16 protein-coding genes are annotated in these 18,835 nt (G+C 62.1%); 5 read left to right on the plus strand and 11 right to left on the minus strand.

Annotated features, from left to right (window positions below):
- Positions 1 to 80: 80 nt before the first annotated feature.
- The 5 genes from BLW69_RS15700 to BLW69_RS15720 all read right to left on the minus strand — a co-directional run bounded on the left by BLW69_RS15700 (position 81) and on the right by BLW69_RS15720 (position 4,903).
- Positions 81 to 527: a pyridoxamine 5'-phosphate oxidase family protein gene (locus tag BLW69_RS15700; RefSeq protein ID WP_162759511.1), complete on the minus strand. Its 447-nt coding sequence runs from the start codon at positions 525 to 527 to the stop codon at positions 81 to 83.
- A 123-nt stretch (positions 528 to 650) separates the two neighbouring features.
- On the minus strand, positions 651 to 1,982 hold the full coding sequence (gene hemN / locus BLW69_RS15705; protein ID WP_092663251.1) for an oxygen-independent coproporphyrinogen III oxidase: 1,332 nt from the start codon (positions 1,980 to 1,982) through the stop codon (positions 651 to 653).
- Positions 1,979 to 2,137: a cytochrome bd-I oxidase subunit CydX gene (gene cydX / locus BLW69_RS15710; protein WP_062459376.1), complete on the minus strand. Its 159-nt coding sequence runs from the start codon at positions 2,135 to 2,137 to the stop codon at positions 1,979 to 1,981. Before cydX ends, hemN begins: the two co-directional genes overlap by 4 nt.
- 12 nt (positions 2,138 to 2,149) lie before the next feature.
- Positions 2,150 to 3,298, minus strand: coding sequence for a cytochrome d ubiquinol oxidase subunit II (gene cydB / locus BLW69_RS15715; protein ID WP_092663253.1), 1,149 nt, complete (start codon positions 3,296 to 3,298; stop codon positions 2,150 to 2,152).
- A gap of 24 nt (positions 3,299 to 3,322) precedes the next feature.
- Positions 3,323 to 4,903: a cytochrome ubiquinol oxidase subunit I gene (locus BLW69_RS15720; RefSeq protein ID WP_210184926.1), complete on the minus strand. Its 1,581-nt coding sequence runs from the start codon at positions 4,901 to 4,903 to the stop codon at positions 3,323 to 3,325.
- A gap of 160 nt (positions 4,904 to 5,063) precedes the next feature.
- On the opposite strand from BLW69_RS15720, the gene cydD reads away from it, so the two are divergent.
- Together cydD and cydC are read left to right on the plus strand one after the other, a co-directional pair.
- A complete protein-coding gene (cydD, locus tag BLW69_RS15725; protein WP_244508851.1) occupies positions 5,064 to 6,830 on the plus strand; it encodes a thiol reductant ABC exporter subunit CydD in 1,767 nt (588 codons plus the stop codon).
- Positions 6,827 to 8,488 carry a thiol reductant ABC exporter subunit CydC gene (gene cydC / locus BLW69_RS15730; RefSeq protein WP_092663257.1) on the plus strand — a complete coding sequence of 554 codons (1,662 nt, stop codon included), beginning with the start codon at positions 6,827 to 6,829 and terminating at the stop codon, positions 8,486 to 8,488. Before cydD ends, cydC begins: the two co-directional genes overlap by 4 nt.
- Here cydC and BLW69_RS15735 read toward each other — a convergent pair.
- The 6 genes from BLW69_RS15735 to BLW69_RS15760 all read right to left on the minus strand — a co-directional run bounded on the left by BLW69_RS15735 (position 8,482) and on the right by BLW69_RS15760 (position 15,158).
- Positions 8,482 to 9,141, minus strand: coding sequence for a helix-turn-helix domain-containing protein (locus BLW69_RS15735; RefSeq protein ID WP_092663259.1), 660 nt, complete (start codon positions 9,139 to 9,141; stop codon positions 8,482 to 8,484). The genes cydC and BLW69_RS15735 overlap by 7 nt on opposite strands.
- Before the next feature lie 314 nt (positions 9,142 to 9,455).
- Complete coding sequence (gene pobA / locus BLW69_RS15740; RefSeq protein ID WP_092663261.1) at positions 9,456 to 10,625, minus strand: 4-hydroxybenzoate 3-monooxygenase; 1,170 nt, start codon at positions 10,623 to 10,625, stop codon at positions 9,456 to 9,458.
- A gap of 200 nt (positions 10,626 to 10,825) precedes the next feature.
- Positions 10,826 to 11,437 carry an NIPSNAP family protein gene (locus BLW69_RS15745; protein WP_062578224.1) on the minus strand — a complete coding sequence of 204 codons (612 nt, stop codon included), beginning with the start codon at positions 11,435 to 11,437 and terminating at the stop codon, positions 10,826 to 10,828.
- Positions 11,434 to 13,176 (minus strand): FAD-dependent oxidoreductase, encoded by a 1,743-nt coding sequence (locus tag BLW69_RS15750; protein ID WP_092663263.1) that lies wholly within the window; start codon positions 13,174 to 13,176, stop codon positions 11,434 to 11,436. The genes BLW69_RS15745 and BLW69_RS15750 overlap by 4 nt, the downstream gene beginning before the upstream one ends.
- A 51-nt stretch (positions 13,177 to 13,227) precedes the next feature.
- On the minus strand, positions 13,228 to 14,064 hold the full coding sequence (locus tag BLW69_RS15755) for an IclR family transcriptional regulator (RefSeq protein WP_062578227.1): 837 nt from the start codon (positions 14,062 to 14,064) through the stop codon (positions 13,228 to 13,230).
- A complete protein-coding gene (locus tag BLW69_RS15760; RefSeq protein ID WP_092663265.1) occupies positions 14,061 to 15,158 on the minus strand; it encodes a Gfo/Idh/MocA family protein in 1,098 nt (365 codons plus the stop codon). The genes BLW69_RS15755 and BLW69_RS15760 overlap by 4 nt, the downstream gene beginning before the upstream one ends.
- A 141-nt stretch (positions 15,159 to 15,299) precedes the next feature.
- Here BLW69_RS15760 and BLW69_RS15765 point away from each other — a divergent pair, with 141 nt between their 5' ends.
- From BLW69_RS15765 to BLW69_RS15775, 3 genes are all read left to right on the plus strand, one after another.
- Positions 15,300 to 17,030, plus strand: coding sequence for an FAD-dependent oxidoreductase (locus BLW69_RS15765; RefSeq protein ID WP_092663267.1), 1,731 nt, complete (start codon positions 15,300 to 15,302; stop codon positions 17,028 to 17,030).
- Entirely contained in the window at positions 17,027 to 17,914 is an 888-nt protein-coding gene (locus BLW69_RS15770; RefSeq protein ID WP_092663269.1) for an NAD-dependent epimerase/dehydratase family protein, read from the plus strand. Before BLW69_RS15765 ends, BLW69_RS15770 begins: the two co-directional genes overlap by 4 nt.
- A 108-nt stretch (positions 17,915 to 18,022) precedes the next feature.
- On the plus strand, positions 18,023 to 18,835 hold the full coding sequence (locus BLW69_RS15775; RefSeq protein WP_244473973.1) for a shikimate dehydrogenase family protein: 813 nt from the start codon (positions 18,023 to 18,025) through the stop codon (positions 18,833 to 18,835).

An 18,835-nucleotide genomic window follows, 5' to 3' on the forward strand; every position in this document is an offset into this window, starting at 1 on the left:
CGTCTAAGTCTGGCGGCAGCCGAAGCCGGACGGCTTTGATGTCGCCCGGCTGGCGCGTGAGCCGGGCGACATCGCGCGCATCAATGCGGATGCATGCCGGGCACACGTTCGCTCTCGCTCGAAAGATAAGCCTCTCTCCCCAAGACGCTTTCGATCCGAATTCCATAGTAGACGGGTTTGTTTTGCACCCCGGCCGCTGCTGTTTTCAGTCCTCCAGGCAACCAATAGGTTGCGTTGCTGGACTGCAGAAGAGACCATGCACGCGCATACTTCGCCCATTCGGCAGCCTGATCGAATTCCTTGAACTGCCCATTCGCGATAACGGTCCGCCATTGTTGCGGACTGGAGATTTCGTCTGCCAGAATGCAGACGGAGTTATTCTCGCGCATCCACGAGATCTTCTTGCCCTCGAGCGAGAAGCTGTAGAACCAGTCGTCCTCGATGATGAAAGAAATCGGAACCGTGTACGGGCGGCCTTCGAGGACGCAGGACAATCTCCCCATCCGGGTTTTTGAAAGGAATGCCATGCACTCCTGATAATCAAGTTCTCTTATATTCATCCCGTCTGCCTTTCGTGAGGGCGCGCTTTCCGCTCCTCAAGCCGAAATCCTCAAATTCATTATGTCAGTGATGACGTTCAGTGGTGACGTTCATACGCTCGGGCTGAACAGATTTTGCCCCTGGCTTCTGAACCGGTCAAAGATCGCCGAAACCGTGCGAACATAGGGTCTCCCCTTTGCCGTCATCGAGATGCGGTTCGCCCGCACCGTCAACAGACCGCTCAGAGCGAACGGTCGCAGCAAGGCCAGTTCGTCGGCATAACCGGCGGCATTCTGTCCCAGATCGACGGAGAAATCGCACATCAGGCGTTCGATGATTGTCGCGCGTTCATGATCGTCCTCGACAAAGGCGTGGCCGCGTCGCGTGGGTAGAGACCCCTCCGCGATATGGCGTTTGTAAGCCTCGATACCGGATTCCGACTGCGTGTAGCCACCGGGGAGCCGCGAGATGGAAGAGCACCCGAACCCCAGCAGGGTCGGGCGATCGTCGTCCGTGTAGCCTTGAAAATTGCGGTGGAGCCGACCTTCTCTTGCGGCAGCCGCCAGTCGATCGGAAGGCGTGGCAAAATGATCGATGCCGATCGCCTGATAGCCCTCGCCAATGAAGAAAGACGCGATCGCGCTTGCCTGCTGCAAACGCTCGACGGGTCCAGGAAGCGATGCGCTATCGATCAGGCGCTGGTTGGCCCTTCGTGATGGTAGATGGGCGTATCCATAAAAGGCGATGCGATCCGGATTAAGGTCCACGACGGAACGGCAGGTCGTCAGCAAGCTTTCCTGGGTTTGGTTCGGCAGACCATAGATCAAATCGAAATTGATGCGTGAAATGCCGGCGTCGCGCAGGTCGCGGACGGCGGCGGCCACCTTTTCTTCCGGCTGCTCCCGCCCGATTGCCTGTTGCACAACGGTGTCGAGATCCTGGACGCCGAGACTGGCGCGGTTGATCCCGAGCCGGCCGAGCGCTTGGCAGAGATCGCGCCCGAGCATCCGCGGGTCGAGTTCGATCGAATGCTCGTAGTCGTCTTCCAGGTCGAAATGCTTCTTAAGCATACCGAGAACGGAGCTCAAGCCTGCCTCGCCCAGAATGGAGGGCGTGCCGCCGCCCCAGGCGATGCGGCCGATCTTCAGCCGGGCTGGCAGGTGAGCGGCAACCAGCGCGATCTCTGCCTCCAGCGTGGTCCGGTAGTCCTCGACCGGCTCGGCCTTCCGAACCGCCTTGGCATGGCAACCGCAATAGTGGCAAAGCTGCCGGCAATAGGGAACGTGCAGATAGACAGAGACCGGTTCGGCCGGATCAAGTTGGCCGAGCCAGGCGGCCTGTTCCTTGGGCCCCACCGCCTCGCTGAAATCCGCGGCGGTGGGGTAGGATGTGTATCGTGGAACCGGCATTTCCGCGAGACGCTCGACCATATCCGGTTTCATGCGGCCGGATCTCCGACGGAGCTGCGTTTTGGCTTGTTTGAGGGGTCCGGAAGCGCCGAGAGGCGCCGGTCTTCCTTCATCTCGAACCACATGGCGTTGAGGATGGCAAAGACGCAGGCGAGGCCGACGCCGAGGATCCAGGAAAAATACCACATAAATGATCTCCTTCAGTAAGCGTTCGGATTGCGACCGATCGAGGCCGCGTTCACTGGACCGCGCATCACGTGGTAGACCCAGGCCGTGTAGGCGAGCACGATCGGCAGGAAGACGACGGTCGCCAGCAGCATGATGAACAGGGTGAGGTGGCTGGATGACGCGTCCCAGACCGTCAGGCTCACGGCCGGATCGATCGAGGACGGCAGAAGAAAGGGAAACAGCGACAGGCCGGCGGTCGAGATGATGCCGAAGATGGCAAGGCTCGATCCAGCGAGTGCGATCTTGAACCGGCGGCTGCCAAGTCCTGCCAGGGCGACGAGCGACCCGACGAAACCGAGAACCGGCGCAATGATCATCCAGGGATATGCATGGTAGTTGTTGAGCCATGCTCCAGCCTGCGTGACGACGGTTTTCGCCAGCGGATTGGATGGACCGGCAGCTTCCTGAATACTGGTGACGACATAGCCGTCCATGCCGAAGGCGACCCACAAGCCGGCGAGCGCGAACAGGGCGACGGTGGCTGCGGCCGCCATCCGGCCAAAGCGCGTCGCGCGTTCGGCGACCGGCCCCGAGCAGCGCATGGCAATGACCACGGCTCCGTGCATGACCAGCATCGACAGGCTGGTGAGGCCAGCGACCAGGGCAAATGGCCGAAGAAGACCGAAGAAATTCCCGTCGTAATGGGCCCTCATCGTGCCATCGAGGCCGAAAGGTACGCCGAGCAGCACGTTACCGACCGCTACACCGAAGATCAGCGCCGGCACGAAACCGCCGATGAAAAGCGCCCAGTCCCAGGTGCTTCTCCAGCGCGGATCCTTGACCTTGCCGCGGAACTTGAAACCGACCGGCCGGAGGATGAGGGCCAGCAGGATGGCGATCATGGCAAGGTAGAAGCCGGAGAAAGAAGCCGCGTAGAGCGCCGGCCAAGCGGCAAAGATGGCGCCGCCGCCCAGAACGAGCCAGACCTGGTTCCCTTCCCAGGTCGGCCCAATCAGGTTGAGCAGGATGCGCCGCTCCTCGTCCGTCTTGGCCGCAAATGGCAGGAGGGCGCCAACGCCGAGATCGTAGCCGTCGGCGATGGCAAAGCCGATCAGGAGGACGCCGAGCAGCAGCCACCAGATGATCCGCAATGTTTCATAATCGAGAGGTAAATGGGACATGGACCTTGCTTTCGAATGAGAGGGTCAGCGTTGCGGCGCAGCAGCGGCGCGTTCGGGAACCACTGCCGATCCGCGAATGCCGTCGATCAGCACGTTTCTTTCGCTCGGACCTGCCTTGATGATTTTGAGCATCAGCAGAACCATGATGACGGCAAGCGTCGTGTAGACCGTGAGGAAGAAGCCGAGGCTGATCGCCAGATCCACGAGGGTTAGGCCCGACGCGGCATAGAAAGTCGGCAGCACTCCCTCGACCACCCAGGGCTGACGCCCGTATTCGGCAACGAGCCAGCCGAATTCGATGGCAACCCATGGCAGCGGCAGGCTGAACAGGGCGATCCACAGAAGCACGCGGTTTTCACCAAGCCTGTGGCGGGAGGCCAGATAGAAAGCCACCGCAAAGAAGACGATCAGGTAGAGGCCGATCGCGACCATGAACCGGAAGCTCCAGAACAGCGTCGGCACGTCCGGCACCGTATCCCAGGCGGCCTTTTCGATCTGTTCTTCGGTCGCGGCCGGCACGTCATCGACGTAACGCTTCAACAGGAGTGCATAACCGAGGTCACGCCACGTATCGGCAAAGGTCTGGCGGGCAGCGGCATTGTTGCGGTCGGCGCGGATCTGGTCCAGCGCCGCATAGGCGGTCATGCCGTTGCGGATGCGGACTTCCGCACGCTCGACCAAGGGCAGAATGCCGGGCACTTCGGTGGAGAGTGATCGCGTGGTGATGAGGCCAAGGACGTAAGGGATTTTCACCTCATAGCTGTTCTCGCGGACGCCCGGGATGGCAAAGACATTGAGGCCGGCAGGGGCCGGTTCTGTTTCCCACATGCTTTCCATCGCAGCGATCTTCATCTGCTGGTGCTCGGTCGCGACATAGCCGCTCTCGTCACCAAGGACGACGACGGAAAGAGCCGAGGCGAGGCCGAAGCTCGCAGCGACCGCCATCGACCGCTTGGCTAGATCCAGATGGCGTCCCCGCAGCAGGAACCAGGCGCTGATCGCCATGACGAACATGGAGCCGGTGACATAGCCGGCGCTGACCGTGTGGACGAACTTTGCCTGCGCCACGGGATTAAAGATGACAGCGGCGAAATCGGTGATTTCCATGCGCATGGTATCGGGATTGAAGGTCGAGCCGACGGGGTTCTGCATCCAGCCGTTGGCGATCAGGATCCACAGGGCCGAGAAGTTGGCGCCGAGCGCCACGAGCCAGGTCACGGCCAGATGGCCGACTTTGGAAAGCCTGTCCCAGCCAAAGAAGAAGATGCCGATAAACGTGGCTTCCAGGAAGAAGGCCATCAGGCCCTCGATCGCCAGGGGCGCCCCGAAGATATCGCCGACATAGTGGCTGTAATAGCTCCAGTTCATGCCGAACTGGAACTCCATGACGATGCCGGTTGCGACGCCCAGCGCAAAGTTGATGCCGAACAGCGTGCCCCAGAAGAGCGTCATGCGCCGCCAGATTTCGCGCCCGGTCATCACATAGACGCTTTCCATGATGGCCATCAGAAACGACAGCCCTAAGGTCAACGGAACAAAGAGGAAGTGGTACATTGCCGTCGCCGCGAACTGCAGTCGCGAAAGGTCGACAACCGTAAAGTCGATCATTTGTCTACCCGCCTGTTTTCAGGTTTTCCGGTTCGAAATCCCCGGTCTGAAAGCGGCATAATCCACCGCACGGGCCCCGTGCATTGATTGCAATCAATGAGCCCTCCTGCATGCCGGATTAGATAGTCCCACGACGATCAGGGCAGTGCGGAAACCGATGACCACAAGCACAGACGAGCAGGAAATGGGTGAAGATGGCGGCGACCGGAAAGCGCTTTCCGCCCTGCGCCGACACGGCGGCATCGCCCTCGGCATCGCGGTCGCACTCCCTATAGTCTCCGGCCTGCTGCTGATCGGGCAGGTGCTGCTTTTGTCGCAGGTGCTTGGCCGGGCGATCGAGGATGGCGTTCCCTTAGACCAGCTCTGGCCGCAGATCTTCGGTTTCGCCTCCCTCCTTGCTCTCCGGATCGCGCTTGCCTTTGCTGCCGAATGGGCGGGATCGCTCGCCGCCGAAAAGATCAAGCGAACGGTGCGCGACAGCCTGACCACGCGGCTGCTTGCCCCTGGTCCGGACTGGAGACAAGACCGGTCGTCCGGCGCGCTTGCGAGCACGGTCGTCGATCAGGTCGAGGCTCTGGAGGGATTCTTTTCGCGGTTCCTGCCCGCAACCATCCAGGCCGCGCTGCTCCCTATCATCTTTGCCGCGGCCGTCATGCCGTTCGACTGGGTGGTCGGGTTGCTGTTTCTGTTCACTGCGCCGTTGATCCCGCTGTTCATGGCACTGGTCGGCTTCGGGGCACAGGCCGCAAGCGATGCACAGGCCAATGCGCTGTCGCGGCTGTCGGAGTATTTCGCCGACCGTCTCGGCGGTCTCCTCACGCTGAAGCTGTTCGGACGAATGGAGATCGAGGCTGGAGCCATGCACGAGGCGACAGACCAGCTTCGCCGGCGGACGCTGCGCGTGCTGCGCATCGCGTTCCTGTCATCGGCAGTGCTCGAATTTTTCGCAGCGCTTGGCGTTGCCGGCGTCGCACTTTACGTCGGCCTCAGCTATCTCGGCATGGTCGACCTGCCGGGTACGCAGTTGTCGCTCCAATCCGGGCTCTTCTGTCTGCTGCTGGCTCCGGAAGTTTATCTTCCGCTTAGATCGCTCGCCGCACATTACCACGACCGCGCCCATGCCAAGGGGGCGGTCGCAGAGATCGTGCGGCAATTCGGCGAGCTTCCCATGCCCGTGGCTGTGATCATCCCTCCGGCACCGGTGCGGCTTGTCTCCTCCGCGGTCCCGATCCTCGCCACCAATTTCAGCATCAAAACGCCGGACGGTTGCTCCATTCTGCTCACATCGAGCAGACTTTCCATCCCGGCTGGCCAGCATATCGCCCTCGTCGGCCGCAGTGGCATCGGCAAGTCGACGCTGCTGAATGTGCTGGCAAGGCTTGCGCGCACTGAGGGCACAATCGAGTTCAGCAATCACCGGCTTGACGACATCGATGAGCGCGAGCTCCGCCGGATGCTGACCTTCGTCAGTCAGAAACCGCATCTCTTTCACGGCACGATCGCCGACAATATCCGCCTTGCCCATCCCGGCGCCAGCGACGACGAGATCCGCCGCGCGGCCGATCTGGCCCTGGTCACGACGTTCAGCGATGGCCTTCCGGACGGCCTTGCCACCGGCATCGGAGAAGGCGGTCTCGGTCTGTCGGGCGGCGAGGCGCATCGCGTCGGCCTGGCCCGCCTCTATCTCACCGATCCGTCCATCATCCTGCTTGACGAGCCGACCGCGCATCTCGATCCCGAAACGGAAGCGACCGTGCTCGATCGCCTCCAGGGTTTCGCCCATGGACGGACGATGATCATTGCCACGCATTCGATGACAGTCGCGTCCCGCATGGATGCGACATTGCGGTTCGAGAACGGACATCTCTTGCCAATGAAGCCGACCCTGTCTGTTGTTTCCTCTGGTCGGGAGTTTGCCGCATGAGAGCGCTTCTGTCTTTTCACCCGCTGTTTCGGCGCCATCTGGCAGGCTTCGCTATTGCGCTTTGGCTTTCGCTGGCGACCCTTCTCGCGGGCGTTGCTCTGCTGGGCCTGTCCGGCTGGTTCCTGACCGCGGCATTCCTGACCACCGCTGCCATGAGCTTCAATCTTTTCGGTCCGTCGGCTGCTGTCCGAGGACTGTCGATGCTGCGCATCCTGTCGCGCTACGGCGAAAAGCTCGTCGGTCACGACACGACGCTTCGAGTACTGGCCGACATCAGAGAATGGCTGTTCAGACGCCTCGGTCCCGGCGTGCATCAAGCCAGCAAAGCGCTCCGCAAAGGCGATGCGGTTTCACGGCTAACGGCAGACGTGGATGCGCTCGACAGTGTGTTCATCGTCGCAGCCGGTCCGCTCGTGACGGGTGTACTCACAGCAACGGCAGTGACCGTTTTCCTGTCCGTCATGCTGCCGGCAGCTGTTATCGTATATGCGGTCGTCATGGCGACAGCTCTGTTTGTCGTTCCGATTCTCCTTTCAAGCGGAACGCGCCGGCTGGGCGCCCGGATCATAGACCTCTCGACCGAACTGCGTGTGGCGGCGTTCGACATGGTCGACGGCCACGCCGATCTGACTGCATTCGGTGCTGCCGATCGGATGCGGGCACGCTCCGATGCAATCGCTGCAGATCTTTCAAGGACGAGGCTGCGTCTCGCCCGTGCCTCGGCATCGGCGTCAGCAGCAATCGCCGTCCTGGGAGGACTTGCAGTCGTCTGCACATTGCTGACCGGGCTGACGGCTCTGGAACGTGGCCTGATCAGCGGCCCTATTCTCGTCGGCCTTCTTCTCGCCTCGCTCGGGAGCTTCGAGGCAACGGCGGCCGTCACCCGTCAGGTCGCAAAGTTCGGTAGCGCGATCGCTGCGGCGGAGCGACTGAGGAGACTGGCGGAGACACCACCTGTTGTCGTCGATACGCTCCACCCGGCAGCCCTTCCCGCCGGGGGAAGTATCTCAATCGAAGGCCTGACCTTCGGCTACGATCCGCGGCGGCCTGTCCTACGGAACCTCGATCTGACGGTGGACGCCGGAAGCAGCGTCGCCATCATGGGGGAAAGCGGCGCCGGAAAATCCACACTCGGCGCCCTTCTCATGCGCCTCGCTGATCCCATCGCGGGAGCCGTGCGCGTTGCGGGTACGGATATCCGCGACATCGCGCAGTCCGATCTTCACGCCAGGATCGCCCTTCTCGAACAGAACGCGCCGGTCTTCATCGGCACGATCGGTGACAATCTGAGGATCGGCTGCAACGGAGCGAGCGATGACGAATGCTGGTTCGCTCTCGGCAAGGCGCGTCTCGCCGATTTTGTGCGCAGTCTGCCTGCCGGTCTGGAAATGCCGGTCGGAGAAGCCGGTCATACACTCTCCGTCGGACAGGCACGGCGGCTTTGCCTCGCCCGCACACTTCTGTCCAAGGCGGAGATCCTCGTTCTCGATGAGCCGACCAGCGGTCTCGACCGGGAAACCGAACTCTCGTTCTTCAGTGATCTCAGGAACGCGACGGTGGGACGAACCGTCCTCCTCATCAGCCATGCGCACTTGCCGTTCGGGATCGTTGACCGCATCCTCCATCTGACGGACGGACGTCTGCGCGAAGATCAGTGAACGTTGATGCCTGCAACGGCCTCCAACGCAGACATGTCGATCAGTTCGACGGTTTGCGAATCGGGTAGCCGGATCATGCCAGTATTGCGCAGCTTGGTGAAGGAGCGGCTGACGGTTTCGATCGTCAGCCCAAGATAGTCCGCTATGTCGGTCCGCGACATTGGCAGTGACAGAGGATTGGCGGAAAGCTTATGCTCCGCAGCCCTTGCAGACAGCGCCAGAAGAAAGCTCGCAAGCTTTTCGACCGGCGCCAGGCGCCCGAGGATCATCTGATTATCACGGGCCTCGCGAAGCGCCGAGCGGGTAAAGGAATGCAGCCGGTCCTTCAGCTTGGGGTAGCGTTCCATCAGCGCATGCATTTCGCGCGTCGAGAACGAACAGAGCTGGACTGAACCAATCGCTTCCGCCGTGGAGGAATGGACGTCCTCATCCGCCAGGCCAAGATAGTCGCCCGGCAGCAGAAAGCCGGTGATCTGGCGGCGTCCATCGGGGAGCGCGATCGATAGTCGCAACATGCCTGCAGTAAGGCTGTAGGTCCGATGCAAAGGGTCGCCTTCACTCACAAGCATCTCGTTGGGAGCAAGATGCCGAGAGGTCATGATCTTGTCGAGTTCGGAAAGTTCCTCGTCAGCCAACGCAGCACAAACAGCCATTGTGCGCACATCGCAGTTGGCACAAGCGCTGCACGCTTTCCGCCGATGTACCGATTTCTGAGTGGTGAAAGGACTGTCGTGCGTATCTACCAATCGATCGTTCTCGTCTGCTGTCACTTCAACATAAAATATTCAGTGGGACACACAACCGATATTGCGGATGCCGACGATCAGGAACGCCCAACCATCCTGCCAAGTGTATGACGCATGTCGACGAATACAACATATTATCACGTTTGCGATGGGCAATGATCGCGATCGGCGTGTATGGCGGCCGCTCCGCAGCTTCGGCCTACAACTCTTTCCGACGGAGCCTAATAGGGAATGCCGACATAGTTTTCGGCGAGTGCTGTTGCGGCAGCCTTCGAGCCTACGAGGTAATTGAGTTCCGCTTCCTGGATTTTCCGGTCGAACTCGCCGGCTTCGGGAAAGCGGTGCATCATCGTCGTCATCGACCAGGAGAAGCGCACGGCGCCCCATACCCGTTTGAGGGCTCGCATCGAATAGGCGTCGATTGCCGCGGCTGATTTCTCTGAGAAATACTCCTGCAGACCTTCGAACAGGTAGAACACGTCACTGGTTGCAAGGTTCAACCCCTTGGCGCCGGTCGGGGGCACGATATGGGCGGCATCGCCGACCAGGAACAGGCGGCCGATCCGCATCGGCTCGGCAACGAAGGACCGCAACGGCGCGATCGATTTTTCGAATGAGGGGCCGACGACCATGCTTTCCGCATGCTCCGCCGGCAGCCGCCGACGCAGTTCGTCGTAGAAGCGCTCATCCGACCAATCCTCGATCTTCTCGTCCAGTCCGCACTGGATATAGTAGCGGCTGCGGCTGGCCGAGCGCATCGAACACAGTGCGAAACCGCGGCTGTGATTGGCGTAGATCAGTTCGTGGCTGACCGGCGGCACATCCGCCAGGATCCCGAGCCAGCCGAACGGATAGACCCGTTCGAACGTCGTGAGACTGTGCTCCGGCACCGATTTACGGCTGATGCCGTGGTAACCGTCGCAGCCGGCGATGAAATCGCAGTCGATCCGGTGGCTGACGCCCTCTCTTTCGAATGTCACGTACGGGTTCGTTCCATCGAAGTCATGCGGCGCTACGTTTTCGGCACTATAGATCGTGGTTGCGCCGGAGGCTTCGCGCTGATCCATCAGGTCGCGGGTGACTTCGGTCTGGCCGTAAACCAGCACGCGCTTTCCGGTCAGCCCGAACAGGTCTATACGGTGGTCGCGGCCGTCGAAGGCAAGCGAGAACCCGTCATGCGGCAGGCCGTCCCGGTGCATCCTGTCCGCCGCGCCGGCACGCTCCATCATGCTGACCATGCCCTCCTCCAGCACGCCCGCCCGCACCCGGCCAAGAATGTAGTCCTTGCTCACCCTGTCAAGAATGACGTTGTCGATACCGGCATTGGTCAGCAATTGGCCAAGCAGGAGACCCGACGGGCCTGAACCGATGATGGCGACTTGGGTGCGCATGAAATCCTCCGTAGATCTTGGGGTCTCTTTAAGCGCACCCGCAGGCGTTTGAGCAATGGATTATACGGCCAATCTATAGGACTGATCCCGGTCCGCCTTCACGCAGAAAAGCAACGCTCGCTGGACACGGAGAGCGGTAGGATGACGTCCAGACGTATCGTACCAGGCCGTCGCGATGATGGCCTGCCCGATCGACGCCTTCACTTCAGCGGCGAGAAGGGCAGCGGCATGGCGATCTGGCTGGTCATTTCAGGTGTCAACCAGTCCGGCCCGCCCTTCGGTGGCCATTTTCCGTCGGTGACCGACTTCCCGCGTGCCTCTGTGCGGGCGGCAAGGCTGGCATAGGGCCAGATCTGGGTGAGCCGCGGCCTGCCGTCGAGCCCGTACATGGCAACGGTGAGCTTCGAATAGGCCTCGCGCGCGGGCACCGCATCGGCCCATTTTTCCGCGGTCGGCGTGATGCCGTTGATCCGGGTGTGATAGGTGCGGAATTCATAGACGGGACCGAACGTGCCCGCCTCGACGGGAGCCAGGAATTCCAGCGCCCGGTAGCTTTCCATGCTGAGCGAAACCAGTTGCTCGACGCAGCCGAAGGGGTTGTCGCTACGCAACGCCCGCTCGCGCTCGCCGTAGAGACTATCGAGACTGTCGAAGGCGCGCAGCAGGAAGATACGGTTCAGCGAGCCGATATCGGTGCCCCAGGCTCCGCAGAGGCGCCCCTCGCCTGCGGCCACCCAGGCTTCGATCCCAGGCGTTGCCTTGCCGGCGCCAAAGATCACCGTGTCGAGCGTCGCGAGTTCATAAAGGCTCATTGCATTTCCTCCTGTGAAAGTGTGTCGGATACCGTGACGGACTGGCCGGATAGAACGCGACCGGCGATGTATCCGAACGTCATGCCCGGACCGAGTGTGATGCCGCCGGACGGGTAATTGCCGCCCATGATCGACGTCATGTCGTTGCCGACGGCAAACAGACCGGGGATCGCCTCGCCGCCCGCATCCAGAACCCGGGCCTGCGGATCGGTGCGTAATCCGGCGAAGCTTCCGAGCGATCCGGGCACGATCTTCACCGCGTAAAACGGCCCATGGGCAAGCGGTGCAAGCGATGGATTGGGCCCGTGGTCGGCATCGCCCTGGACCCGGTTGTAGGCGGACTGGCCGCGCCCGAATTCGGGGTCTTCGCCGCGCTCGGCATGTCGATTGAAAGTCGCGACCGTGTCATTGAGTGCCGCTTCGGGAATGCCACAGACCGCGGCAAGCTCGGCCAGCGTTCGACCTTTTTTGAGGTAACCCGATCGGATCGCCGGGCCGAGAGGAAAGGGAAACGGCTTTGCCCATCCGAGGCCCCAGCGCCGCTGTGCCTTGTGGTCTGCGATCAGCCAGGCAACGGGCGCGCTTGCCTGCGGCGTCGCATCGAGCAGCGCCTTGGTAAAGTCGTGATAACTGTCCGCCTCGTTGACGAACCGTCTGCCCGACGCGGTGACGGCGATGATGCCGGGTTTGGCGCGTTCGATCAGGTGCGGGAAATGTGCCACGCTGCCATCCGGCCGTGTCACCAGCGACACCGGCGCCAACGCCATGGCCGATGCGAGATCTGCCGAAACGGTGGCGCCGACGGTTTCCCCCAGCCGCAATCCGTCGCCCGTATTGCTGCGGGGTGCTGCCGAGAAATGTCCCTCGCCGCCGCCGGCCGATCCGGCAAGCGCAGTCAGACGGTCGCGGTCATGCGGAAAACCACCGGTCGCCAGCACGACGCCCCGCGCCGCATGAACGATCGTATCGCCACCGTCGGTGCCCAGCCGCGCGCCGACGACCCGATCGCCATTCCGCAACAGCTCTTTTACCGGCGCCTGTTCCATCATCGAAACGCCGAGATCGAGCGCTGATCGCAACAAGCGTGCAACAAGAGCATTGCCGTTGACGAGATGCATGCCGCGCCGGTGCAGGGCAAGATCGCGGAGATGCCGGACGAGACGGCCCGCTGCGTAGAGCCCCGAACGCGGCTTGCGGGTTGCCTTGAAGAAATGTCCGATGTCGGCACCACTTGCGAGCCCCATGCCCCAGAGGCTGGCGACGTCGAGCGGCGGGCGGAGCTTGTCGATCCATGGCCCGAGCCGCCGCCCGTCATACGGAGCTGCCGTCACCGACCGGCCACCCTTCAGAGCACCGGGCGTGTCGTGGAAATCCGGCACGCGATTGCCGTCCACCCAGCGGACCTCCGTATGATCCTGGAAGAAGGAAACCATTTCCGGACCATTGTCCAGGAAGGCCGCGACGCGCGGATCACCGTAACGGTTGCCGAGTTCGCTGCGCAGGTATCCGCGGGGGCCCTCCGGTGGTTCGTCTATTCCGGCAGCCCGCGCCAGAGGATTGCGGGGTATCCAGAGCCAGCCGCCCGACCAAGCCGATGTACCGCCGAAAACAGAAGCCTTTTCAGCGACGATGACCTTGCAGCCGTAGTGCGCTGCCGTCACCGCCGCCGCGAGCCCGGCAGCGCCGGAACCGATGACGAGAACATCACAGGTCATGGTGTTCACAGATTGCCGTTCCATCCATCCCCGCCTTACGTACATGCCCGGACAAGACAGTGGAACGGCGCGTTGCTACGCGGTCTTTCGTTCCATTCCTCTGGCCGGCTCAACCGCCTTCACGACTGCCTGAAAATATTGCGATCCCGAGGCTGCCTCGCCAAGTTCGATGGCCGCGGCCTGGAGCCGGGGTGCGAGCACCGCCATCCGCTCCGCCGTCATCCGCACGGCCGGGCCGGCGATCGAGAGACATCCGAGCACCTGACCATGGCCGTGATACCGGACCGGAACGGCCATAGCCGCCATGCCGGCGATATAGCTATCCACCGCCGTCGCGTAACCGAGGGCGCGGGCCTCAGCCAGTTGTTCCAACAGCAGCGTAAGGCTGCGCGGGGCGTTCGGTCCCGTGCCTTCCGCCTGTCGCAAAAGCCCTTGGCCAGAGACAAGCGACAGCGCCTCTTCATCACTCATCGACGAAAGCCACGCCTTACCGCCGGCGGAACTCGCCAGATGCACGACAACGCCCTGTTCCTGGCCCGGATCGTAACGGAGGCCACGTGTTGCCCCCTGCGCCACCGCCACCCAGGTCAGACGGTCGCCATCGATGACGGAAAGCCGGATCAACTCGCCGGAATGCGCCGCCAGTTCGTCGAGCACCGGCTGCGCCACATCCGTAATGCCGGCACGGCCGAGAAACCCGACGCCCATGGCCGGCAGCTTGATGGTCAGGGCGTAATCGCCCTGCGCCTGCGCCTGGCGCACATAACCTAGCCGCGCGAGCTCCTGCAAAGTCCGGTGTACGCCGCTTGCCGGCTGATCGATTTCGCTGGCGATCGCCGACACGGTGAGGCCGGCCGGATGATTGACCAGCAGTTCGATGATGGCGAGGGATTTTCCGAGAACGCTGCTCATGGACCCATTCCGTTGTTGAACACGGTTCCACTAAGGCTTTCGAGCGGTGAAAGGTCAACTGTGACGGACTGTCCGGTATCGGCTGCCGTGCGGATCGCATCGAGCACGATCAGGTTGGCCGTCGCGTCCCGTACTGACACGATCGGCGTGCCTGACCCGTCCATCAGATCGGCAAAATGGGAAAGCTGGCGCTCGTAGGGGTCGGCCTGGATGACATCGAGTACTGTCGGTCGCAACTTCTCAGTCCAGTCCGGCTCGCCCTTCGGTTCCCAGAGCGTCAGATCGGGCAGCGAGAGGCCAGCTTTGCTGCCGGCATAATGATGGGCGGTTACCGGATGAGCTGGAAAGCGTGCCGGATTTTCCGCCGCTGTCAGGTCCCAAGCCCAGGGGCCGACCGCGGTATCGGAAATGCACAGGGTCGCGATCCCGCCATCGACAAAGGAGAGATTGACCGCCGCCGTATCCTCGACGGCAAAACCGCGGCGCGCATGGCTGGCGATCGCCTGGACCTGCGCAATCTCGCCGAAGAAATGCCGCAGCAGATCGATTTCGTGGACCATGTTGATCAGCAGTGGCCCGCCGGCGCCCGGAGTTCTGCGCCACGCGGCCTCGAAGTATCCGGCCGGCTTGGCAAGCGAACAGGTCACGGTCGCCATCACCAGATCGCCAATCCGGCCGGCATGAATCGCCGCATGGGCTGCGCGGATGATCGGGTTATGGCGACGGTGATGGCCGATCAGAAGCGGCAGACCGGTCTCGTCGGCAATCGCGATCAGCCTCAGCGCCGAAGCCAGGCTTTCGGCAACCGGCTTTTCCAAAAGCACCGGAATTCCGGCCCGCAACAGGGCTTCGGATACGGGAAGATGCGTCTCGTTCGGCGTAGCAACGATCGCCGCTTGAGCGAGACCCGAATCGATCAACGCCTCTGCGGAAGGAAGACAGGGAATGCCGAGCGAGGCAGCGAGAACAGCTCCCGCCGGCATCGGGTCGACGATCGAGGTCAGGCGAAAACGCGGCATTCCAGCCAGCGTATCGATATGCGTGCGGCCGATGGCACCGGCTCCAATCACAGCAATGTCGATTACACTTCTCATCCAGATCCTCCCAGAACGGAGATATGAGGTATCAGACAGACGAAAAAAATGGAACTAGTTTTTATTCTTGAATGTCATTCCATAATTTGTGATGGTGGCCACAGAAGATTGGCCTGTCTCGTCTTTTGGGAGGATTGCCACATGCAACATGCACTGACGAAAGTCGGGCCAGATTACGATGTCGTCGTACTGGGAGCTGGCGCAGGCGGCATGTCGGCCGCCATCTTTGCCGCGATGGAAGGCGCACGTGTCCTTTTGGTCGAGCGCACCGAATATCTCGGCGGCACGACCTCCTATTCCGCCGCGACTACATGGATCCCGCTTACCCGTCACGCGCAGGCCATGGGTGCCGACGACAGCCGCGATAAGGTTTCGGGCTTTCTCGATCGCGCTGTCGGCAACCACAGCTCCAAATCCGTGCGCGATGCGTTTGTTGCAGCCGGGAAAGGTGTGGTCGATGCGCTGGAAGACAAAACGGACGTCAAATTCCGTGCGCGCCCTTTTCACCCCGACTATCTTTACGAGCTGGAGGGCGCCACGTCCTTCGGGCGGGCTCTCGAACCTTTGCCGTTCGATGCATCGGCGCTCGGGAAAGACCTGCATCTCATCCGTCCGCCCATCCCGGAATTTACCATTCTCGGCGGCCTCATGGTGGACCGTGACGACATCGCCCATCTGATGAAAATCGGCAAATCGGCGAAGTCGACCGCTTACTCGGCTCGACTGATCGGACATTACTACCTGGACAAGATCCGCCATGGCCGCGGAACGCGGCTGGTGATGGGCAATGCTCTCATCGGCAGGATGCTGCTTGCCGCGCGCAAGCTTGGGGTCACCATCCTAACCGAAACCGAGGCATTGGCCTTCACGACCGGGCCTCAAGGCGTAACAGGCGTGACACTCCGTCAGAAGGATACCGAACGGCAGATTCACGTCACGGGCGGTTTGATCCTCGCCTCCGGCGGCTTTGCCCGTCACCCGACCATGCGTGCAGACAAGTTGCCGCAACCACTGCCCGAATTCAGCCCGTCGGCGCCTGGTCATACGGGCACGCTGCATGATCTCGCCTTTACCGCGGGCGCCTATCACGGCGACACGGCGGCGCAGCCGTGCTTCTGGGCGCCGGTCTCGCATCGCAAGCGCGCCGATGGCTCGATGGCGGTTTTTCCGCATTTCGTCTTCGACCGTTCCAAACCCGGCATCATCTCGGTTGGCCGCGACGGTCGTCGCTTTGTCAACGAAAGCACCAGCTACCACCTGTTCGTGTCGGCCATGTATGCGGCGAACAAGGACGGCAGCCATGTGCCCACCTATCTGATTGCCGACGCTGCGGCGCTGAAGAAATACGGCATGGGGATGATCCGGCCCGGTGGTGCGAACATTGCCCCCTATCTTGCCGATGGCTACCTGACCGAGGCTGCGACGCTCGACGAACTCGCCAGAAAGCTCGGCATCGACGCTGCCGGCCTGAACGACAGCGTGGCCAGAATGAACGCCTATGCAAGGACCGGCACGGACGCCGATTTCGCCCGCGGCACCACCGTCTACGAAAAGGCCAATGGCGATCCGACGCATGGGCCCAATCCGACGCTCGGGCCGCTCGAGACGGCTCCCTATTATGCCGTCAAACTCTGGCCTGGCGATATCGGCTCGGCCATAGGCCTGGTCGGCGACGAAAATGCCCAGCTTCTGCGGCGCGACGGATCGGCGATCTCAGGCCTTTACGCCTGCGGCAACGATTTGCAGTCGATCATGGGCGGGGTCTATCCCGGCCCAGGCATCACTGTTGGCCCGGCGATCGTGTTCGGGGCCATCGCCGCCCGTCATGCAGCCCGCCGCGCCGTCGCTGCTCGCAAGGGAGAGGCTGCATGAGCCTCGTCCTTGTGACCGGCGGAACCGGCTTCGTCGGCCTGCGAACCGTCAGGGCATTGCAGGCGGCCGGGCACCGGGTCCGGATCTTCGACCTGGCTCCCAAGCCGGAACGACTATCCGTCATGGATGGCGTCGAGATCGTCTCGGGCGACATCACCGATGCCGCCGCGGTGGCGAAAGCTGCCGATGGATGCAACGGAACTGTCCATCTCGTCGGCCTGATGACGGTCGATTGTGCCCGCAGCCCGGCGCTCGGCACGCGCGTCAATCTTCTAGGCAGCATCAACGTGTTCGAGGCGGCAAAGGCAAAGCGCCTACCGATTGCCTATCTGAGTTCGGCCGGCGTGTTTGGACTCGACGATGCCGTCAATCCAAGGCCGATGACGGTCTATGGGGCGACAAAGCTTGCGGTCGAAGGCATGGCGCGGGCCTATCTGCTCGACCACGGCATCCCGAGCCTCGGCCTTCGCCCCTACATCGTCTACGGTCCCGGCGAAAGCGCTGGCATCGCGGCTGGTCCGTCGATCGCGCTTGGAGCCGCCGTGCGCCACGAACCGGCTGAAATCCGTTTTTCCGGCCGCGTCGGCTTCGTCTACGTGGACGACGTGGCACAGATGTTGTCGACCGCGATGACAGTGCCGCTGGAAGGAGCGACCGTTCTGACAATGGTCGGCGATACGGTGGAGATGACCGATTTTGTCGCCGAACTCAGGCACCAGTCCGGCTGGAACGAGATCCGGATCAGCGGGCCGCCCTTGCGTATTCCCGCCAATTTGGCGTCGGACCCGGTGCCACACCTCCTCGGCAATCAGCCTGTCACGACCGTCAGCAACGGCATCGCCCGGGCCTTGGCCGAACTGAAGGAGACCGCCGGTGTTGAATAGTCCAACGTTTCGCCCCCATCGTCCATTTGCCGATGACGGGGCCTATGTTTTTGTCGAGCTTGAGAACGACCGGACAAGGGTCGGATCGCATGCCGAGGGGAGGAAGGCGTGAGTATACATATAAAGGTCGATGGGGAGACCAAGCTCTTCCCGATCATCGGCCATCCGATCGGACAGGTGAAATCGCCCGCTTCGCTCAGCCAGATCATGGCCGATCGCGGCTTTAACGGCATCGTCGCACCGGTCCATATTCTCCCCGAAGACCTGGCCGGCTGGCTGTCGCAGGCAAAGAGCATGCGCAATGTCGCGGGCATCATTGTCACGGTACCGCACAAAGTCCCCTGCCTCGAATTCTGCGCCCGCATATCGGCCCGCGCAAAGGCATCCGGCGCCGTCAACATCATGATCCGCGATGGCGACGACTGGGTGGGCGACGCGACCGACGGACACGGCTGCCTTGACGGTATCGCGGCCCAAGGCTTCGAGATCGCCGGCAAGTCTGCGCTTCTGGTGGGTACCGGCGGCGCCGGAGCGGCCATCGCCTACGAAATCCTGGCGCGCGGCGCCTCGGAACTGGCCCTGCACGATCTCGACACGCACAAACGCGATGCGTTGATCGCGCAGTTGAACAAGGCATTTCCGGGTCGTGCGCGGATAGGCTCAACAGATCCACGCGGTTTTGCACTGGTCGCCAATGCCACGCCACTTGGCATGCGGGAGACCGATCCCCTGCCGGTGCAGACGGATCTTCTGACCTCAGACCAGTTCGTCTCGGACGTCGTGACGCGACCGGCCGTGCCGCCGCTGATTGCTGCTGCCCGCGACAAGGGCTGCGGCACCATGTCCGGGTCAGGCATGTTCGACGCCCAGGCCGTGCTGCTGGCCGATCTGTTGATGGGGACACGCACGATCGACGCCTAG

It is taken from the genome of Rhizobium sp. NFR12 (assembly GCF_900108545.1).
In the GTDB taxonomy this organism is placed as follows: Bacteria; Pseudomonadota; Alphaproteobacteria; order Rhizobiales; family Rhizobiaceae; genus Neorhizobium; species Neorhizobium soli.

Excerpts from the sequence above, each read along its gene's own strand:
- BLW69_RS15735 (WP_092663259.1), bottom strand. The coding sequence starts at position 9,141 with ATGGCTGTTTGTGCTGCGTTGGCTGACGAGGAACTTTCCGAACTCGAC.
- cydC (WP_092663257.1), top strand. The coding sequence starts at position 6,827 with ATGAGAGCGCTTCTGTCTTTTCACCCGCTGTTTCGGCGCCATCTGGCA.
- pobA (WP_092663261.1), bottom strand. The coding sequence starts at position 10,625 with ATGCGCACCCAAGTCGCCATCATCGGTTCAGGCCCGTCGGGTCTCCTG.
- hemN (WP_092663251.1), bottom strand. The coding sequence starts at position 1,982 with ATGAAACCGGATATGGTCGAGCGTCTCGCGGAAATGCCGGTTCCACGA.
- BLW69_RS15700 (WP_162759511.1), bottom strand. The coding sequence starts at position 527 with ATGGCATTCCTTTCAAAAACCCGGATGGGGAGATTGTCCTGCGTCCTC.
- BLW69_RS15745 (WP_062578224.1), bottom strand. The coding sequence starts at position 11,437 with ATGAGCCTTTATGAACTCGCGACGCTCGACACGGTGATCTTTGGCGCC.
- BLW69_RS15750 (WP_092663263.1), bottom strand. The coding sequence starts at position 13,176 with ATGGAACGGCAATCTGTGAACACCATGACCTGTGATGTTCTCGTCATC.
- BLW69_RS15765 (WP_092663267.1), top strand. The coding sequence starts at position 15,300 with ATGCAACATGCACTGACGAAAGTCGGGCCAGATTACGATGTCGTCGTA.
- BLW69_RS15760 (WP_092663265.1), bottom strand. The coding sequence starts at position 15,158 with ATGAGAAGTGTAATCGACATTGCTGTGATTGGAGCCGGTGCCATCGGC.
- cydB (WP_092663253.1), bottom strand. The coding sequence starts at position 3,298 with ATGTCCCATTTACCTCTCGATTATGAAACATTGCGGATCATCTGGTGG.
- BLW69_RS15755 (WP_062578227.1), bottom strand. The coding sequence starts at position 14,064 with ATGAGCAGCGTTCTCGGAAAATCCCTCGCCATCATCGAACTGCTGGTC.
- cydX (WP_062459376.1), bottom strand. The coding sequence starts at position 2,137 with ATGTGGTATTTTTCCTGGATCCTCGGCGTCGGCCTCGCCTGCGTCTTT.
- cydD (WP_244508851.1), top strand. The coding sequence starts at position 5,064 with ATGACCACAAGCACAGACGAGCAGGAAATGGGTGAAGATGGCGGCGAC.
- BLW69_RS15770 (WP_092663269.1), top strand. The coding sequence starts at position 17,027 with ATGAGCCTCGTCCTTGTGACCGGCGGAACCGGCTTCGTCGGCCTGCGA.